This is a genomic window from Corallococcus sp. AB049A (genome assembly GCF_003668885.1).
Taxonomy (GTDB): domain Bacteria; phylum Myxococcota; class Myxococcia; order Myxococcales; family Myxococcaceae; genus Corallococcus; species Corallococcus interemptor.
This window is the reverse complement of sequence record NZ_RAWL01000490.1, coordinates 1-5,959: the sequence shown is the minus strand read 5'-3', so window position 1 is coordinate 5,959 and position 5,959 is coordinate 1. Positions and strand designations below refer to the sequence as shown.

At 71.3% G+C, this 5,959-nt stretch carries 4 protein-coding genes and 1 pseudogene; all 5 read left to right on the top strand.

Features of this window, described 5'->3' with window-relative positions; genetic code table 11:
- A partial coding sequence (locus D7X55_RS34290; protein WP_233610240.1) for an HYR domain-containing protein occupies positions 1-2,532 on the top strand: 2,532 nt, incomplete at its 5' end.
- 3 nt (positions 2,533-2,535) lie between these two features.
- Positions 2,536-3,126 (top strand): DUF350 domain-containing protein, encoded by a 591-nt coding sequence (locus D7X55_RS34285; protein ID WP_233610239.1) that lies wholly within the window; start codon positions 2,536-2,538, stop codon positions 3,124-3,126.
- 9 nt (positions 3,127-3,135) lie between these two features.
- Positions 3,136-4,011 (top strand): hypothetical protein, encoded by an 876-nt coding sequence (locus D7X55_RS34280; protein WP_120551372.1) that lies wholly within the window; start codon positions 3,136-3,138, stop codon positions 4,009-4,011.
- A gap of 69 nt (positions 4,012-4,080) precedes the next feature.
- Positions 4,081-5,364 (top strand): chitosanase, encoded by a 1,284-nt coding sequence (locus D7X55_RS34275; protein WP_121725251.1) that lies wholly within the window; start codon positions 4,081-4,083, stop codon positions 5,362-5,364.
- A gap of 65 nt (positions 5,365-5,429) precedes the next feature.
- A pseudogene (locus D7X55_RS34270) lies at positions 5,430-5,959 on the top strand (AAA family ATPase); the annotation flags it as partial.

Below are 5,959 nucleotides of genomic sequence, written 5' to 3'. Positions count from 1 at the left end.
GGCATGGGGACGGTCAGCGGTCGTGCATGGCTTTCGGCGTTGGCGTTGGTGGTGGGCGCGGGCCCGGCGTTCGCGCAGGGCGCCCCCGCGGCGCTGGATCCGATGACGGTGCGCCGGGTGACGGACGCCGCCGCTGATCCCCACCTGGTCCTCGCTCCCCAGTACTTCACGTCGCACTCGACCGTGGAGCTGAACGGGCGCCTGTACTTCCTTTCTGGCGCGCGCCGGCCCGACGGAGGGACGGTCAACGAGCTGTGGATGACCGATGGCACGACGGCGGGCACGCGGTCGCTGCAGGAGTGGCTGCCGCCCTCCATGCACATCGACCTGAACTCGCTGCGCGCCACGTCGCAGCGCCTGTTCTTCACCGCGACCACGGACGACACCGGGCGCGAGCTGTGGACGAGCGACGGCACGCGCGAGGGAACGCACCTCACGCGCGAGCTCAGCCCTGGCCCGGCCTACGGCCTGTCGCCCCAGGCGCCGGTCATCGCGTTCGGGGACGTCGTGCTCTTCGCGCCGTCGGGCATGGGCACGTCGGAGTTCGACCTCTGGAAGTCGGACGGCACCGAGGCGGGCACCGTGCCGGTCAAGGACATTGCCCCGGGTCCCGCGTCGCTGCTCACCAGCGGCTTCGTGCGCGCGGGGGACAGCGTCTTCTTCAGCGCGCTGGGCCCCCAGGGGGATGAGCTGTGGCGCACGGATGGCACCGAGGCGGGCACCTGGATGGTGCGGGACCTCCAGCCCGGTCCGGCCAGCGCCTTCCCCCGGGAGCTCACCGCCGTGGGCAGCACCCTCTACTTCGCCGCCCAGCACGAGCAGATGGGCCACTCGCTCTGGAAGACGGATGGCACGGCGGAGGGCACCGTGCACGTCGCGGCGTTTCCGCGCCCCGACGCGGGCAACCACATCTTCAACCTCACCGCGCTGGGGGACCGGGCGCTCTTCCTCACGCGCCTGCCGGAGGGCATCGCGCTGTGGCGCACGGATGGCACCGAGGCGGGCACCCGGCCGCTGATGAAGCAGTCCTGGCAGGCGTTCGGAGGGACCAGCGCGCAGCTCATCCCGGTGGGCAGCCAGCTCTACATCGTGGGCCAGGACCTGGTCTCCGGGGACTCGCTGTGGGTGACGGACGGCACCCCGGAGGGCACCCGGCGCCTTCCGAGCCCGCTGCCGCAGGGACGTGAGTTCATCCGTGGCGCCACCGCCTGGGAGGGCGGGCTCGCCTTCATCCTGACGACGCCGGCGGGGGCGAACGAGCTGTGGATGACGGACGGGACCCTCCCGGGCACGACCCGGCAGACGCGGCTGCCGTCTGGCAACCCGAGCGCGCCCTCGGGGCTGGTGCCCTTCCAGGGCGCGCTCCTGACGGTGGGCGGGGACGCGTGGACGCCGAACGCCCTGTGGCGGCTGGAGCGGGATGACGCGGCGCCGACCTTCGTGTGCCCGGCCACCCGGAACGTGCCCTCCAACCGTCCGGAGGGCACCGACTACTTCAACCTCAAGCTGCAGCCCGAGCTGCGGACCGGGCCGGAGCGGGCGTGGCTCAAGAACAACTTCGTGGATGGCTACCTGCTTCCGCTCCACCAGCCCGTCATCATCACCTACCAGGCCGGGGATGCGCAGGGCCGCCTCACGTACTGCACGACGGTGCTCACGTCGCTGGACATGACGGGGCCGGCGATGAACAGCTGCCCGGCGGCGCTCACCGTGAGCGCGCAGTCGGCCCGGGGCGTCACCTTCTACTACCCGAAGCTGGGCATCGTGGATGAGACGAGCCAGAACTACGTGGTCGTCACCTACAGCCCGCAGAACGGCAGCACGCTGCCCCTGGGCACCACCCAGGTGAACGTGACGGCCCTGGACATGTCCGGCAACCAGAGCACCTGCTCCTTCCCCGTCACCGTGCGCGACAACGAGGCGCCCTCCAAAGCCTGCAAGGTGAACGAGGTCCGCGTGGAGGCGGAAGGCCCCGAGGGCGCGCACGCGTCCTGGCCGGACCTCACGCCCGTGGACAGCCTCTCCAGCAAGGTCACCGTCACCAGCACGCACGCGTCCGGGGACCTGTTCCCGCTGGGCCTCACCCGCGTGCAGGTCGTCAGCACCGACGAAGCCGGCAACAGCAGCACCTGCGAAATCCAGGTCCGCGTGCGTGACTCGCGCCCGCCCACGCTCACCTGCCCGGAGGACCAGACGCTCACCACCGCGGTGATGTCCGGCGCCCGCGCGGAGTACCCGGAGGCCCTGGCCGAGGACAGCGTCTCCGCGACGCAAATCGCCTACAGCCCCGTCGTGGGCACGCCGCTGGCGCCGGGCCTGCACGCCGTGCAGGTGACCGCCATGGACGCGGCCGGCAACGCGGCGCTCTGCAACTTCCACGTGACCGTGCAGTACGACCCGACGAGCGACATGCGCCAGGGCCTGGGCTGCTCCGTGGGCGGCGACGCGTCGTCGGCGGTGGGCTGGGTGGCGCTGCTCGCCCTCGCCTGGACGCTCAGCCGCCGTGTGAAGGATGGCCGGCCGCGCGGATGAGCCATGAGCCGTGGCGGCGAGGGGGACTTCCGCTACAGTCCCTTCCGCCCCATGGACCTCACCCTCTTCGCCGTCGGACTCGTGAAGGTCGTTCTCGGCGGCCTCGTGGCCGCGCTCGGCATTGGCCTGAGCATGCGCGGTCTGAGCCGCCTGCTGGACAGCCACCCCGTGGAGGAGCTGCGCCAGGGCAACGTCGCCGCGGGCCTGGTGCACGCGACCAGCCTCGTGTCGCTGGGCCTGCTCGTGCAGCACGCGCTGAAGGCCACCAGTGACGCGGTGGACCTGGCGGTGCAGAACCCGCCCGTATCCGCGGGCTCGGTGCTCCAGCTGCTGGCCCTGGCGATGGTGCACGTGGGGCTGTCGCTGGCGGTGGGCGTGGCGGTGCTCGCCCTGGGCGTGCGGCTCTTCGACAAGATGACGCCGGGCATCGAGGAGCTGGCGGAGGTGCGCAAGGGCAACATCGCCGCCGCGCTCCTCTTGTGCGCCTTCCTGCTGGTCATCGCGCTGCTCACCGCGCCGGGCCTGCAGGCCGCGCTCAACGGGCTCATCCCCTTCCCGCAGCTGCCCACCGGCATGCTGCGCGCGCCCGCCTGAACCACCGCCATGGTCGCGCGCTCGTGGAAGACGCTGCTGTCGCTGGTGCTGGTGGGCGCGCTGCTCGTCTTCGCCGGCTGGGAGGTCGTCGTGGCCCGGAAGGCGGGCCGGCTCGCGGAGCCTCCGCGTCCTCCGGGCGTGGAGGTCCCCCCGGCCGACCCCCAGGAGGCGCGGACGGACCTGGGCGCCGTGCTGGTGCCGGAGGACACGCCCCCGGAGCGCGCGAAGGCCTATGACTGGCGCGTGGAGGGCATGGAGCCCGCGCGGCAGCAGGTGGCCTACGGCCTGGGGGAGGACCTGGAGCGCGGGCTGGAGCAGGCGCACCGCGACTACAGCGTGCGGCTGCGCTACCGCGCCATGGGCCCGGAGCGCTTCACCTACGTGGCGCCGCCGGGCTGCGGCACGGACATGCGCTGCATCTACGCGGAGCTGATGCGCAGCAACGCGGAGCCGGTGCGCGTGCTGGGTGAGCGCTTCGCCACCTCCATCCGCGAGCGCGACCTGGACGCGGCGCAGGCCACCGAGCTCATCCTCGGCTTCGTGCGCCGCATCCGCTACGAGCTGCCCGGAGACGAGCCCTTCGGCATCGTCCCACCCGGGCTGGTGCCCGCGCAGGACCGCGGCGACTGTGACTCCAAGGCCGTGCTGGCGCTGATGCTGCTGCGGCAGGTGGGCGTGGACGCCGTGATGCTCTACTCGGACGCGCTCGCGCACGCGGCCATCGGCGTGGGGCTGCCCGGCACCGGCACCCGCATCCCCTTCGGGGGGCGTGGGTACCAGTACGTGGAGCTCACGGCGGAGGGCTGGCCGCTGGGGATGATTCCGCCCCAGTACGACAAGCCGCAGCTGTGGCGCGTGCTTCCACTGCCGGACGCGCCGGGCTGAGCGCCGCTGGCGGTTCGCCGCGAATCCAAGTATTCCTGCTCTATCAATTTTCCCAGGTGGGGCAGGCACATGACAGGTTTTCGGACGTGGATGACGGTGGGGCTGGTGGCGCTGGCCACGGGCTGCGGCGCGGCGGAGGACGCGACGGCGCTGGCCGAGGCCGCGCAGGCGCTGGGCGCGTGCACGCACTCGGTGACGACGAACACGTACAACGGTCCGGACTACTGGGGCACGCTGGTGTTCAAGAACACGGGGACGGTGGCCATCGCCAACCCGGTCATCGCGCTGGACGTGCCTTCCGGCGTGACGTGTGACGATGATCAACCCGGCTGGACGCATACGCAGTCCGGCCGGACGTGCACCTTCACGCGCACGTCGTCGCTGACGGTGGCGGTGAGCGCGTCCTACACGTTCAACTACTCCACCAACTCCAACGTGTCCTTCACCGCGGCCAACGTGAAGGTCCAGTCCGACAGCTGCGGCGGCACGTCCCCGGGCGGCAGCGGCCTCACCGCGAGCCAGAAGAAGGTGGCCGAAGGGCTGACGAGCATCTGGGAGAACGACACGCCCACGCTGGACTACGCCTATTCGGAGAACATCCAGGACGGGCGCGGCTACACCAACGGGCGCGCGGGCTTCTGCACCGGCACGGGTGACGCCATCCAGGTGGTGCAGTGCTACCGGGCCCTGCGCACGGAAGGAAATGGCAACCGCCTGGCGAAGTACTGGAACGCGCTCACCGTCATCAACAACCGCTTCCTGTCCACCGGCCAGTCGCAGGCGTCCACGGCGGAGCTGGATGCGGTGGGCAACTGGAGGGCGGACTGGGCGGCCAGCTTCAACACCGCCGCCACGCAGGCGGACTTCAAGCAGTGCCAGGACCAGGTGAGCGACGCGCTCTATTACACGCCCACCATGACCGAAGCCGCGAAGTGGGGCCTCACCCAGGCGCTCACCAAGGCCGCGCTCTACGACGCGTCCATCAACCACGGCTTCGACGGCATGAAGGCCATCATCCGTCAGGCCAACACGGCCCTGGGCAACAGCGGCCAGGTGGCGCCGGTGATTGGCTACAACGGCATCACGGAGAGCGCGTGGCTCCAGAAGTTCCTGGAGAAGCGCCGCGACATCCTGGCTTCGGACTCCACCTGGGTGGAGGCGGTGGACCGCGTGGCCGCGTACGAGAAGCAGCGCCGCCGCGGCAACTGGGACCTGGGCACCGCCCTGCGCAACGACGTGCGCGCCCGCGACTGCTGGACGACGGCCTACCCGGCGAGCGGCTACACCGTGCGCAACATCAACCCGGACGGCACCTGGAGCACGCCGTCCTCGTACACGTACTCCTGCAACTAGGACGGGAGGACAGTCCGGCACACGGGCCGTGACGGCGGGCGCCCCGGGATGGCATGACCTGGGGCATGGCCCGTGACGTTTCGTTCTTCGACAAGCTCGGCTCGCTGCTCGCCCAGGAGCGCGAGGCCGAGAAGGCCCGCATGACCGCGCTCGCGCAGGGGCTCTCCCTGCGCGAACGTGAGGAGCAGGGCCTGTCCGTGCTGGACCTGGAGACCGTCGAGGAGGAGGTGGGCCTGGGCGGCCGCATCCTCCTCACGCTCGCCCGAGCGGACCGGGGCAGGCTGCCCACGCGCCTGTCCAACGGCGACCTGGTGGCGGTGCTGCCCCGCCGCGCGGAGGTGAAGGAGCCGGCGAAGGCGCTGATTTCACGCGCCACCTCCACCCGCATCCAGCTGGCCTTCGACCGCGAGCCGCCGGCCTACCTGTCCGAAGGCCTGTTGCGCCTGGACGTCGTCCCCAACGACGTCACCTACGAGCGCGTGCGCGCGGGCCTCCAGCGCGTGAAGGCCATGGACAAGGGCCAGGAGCGCCACAAGCGCGAGGTGCTGCTGGGCAACGAGGCCCCGAAGTTCGACAACACGAAGGACTTCACCCC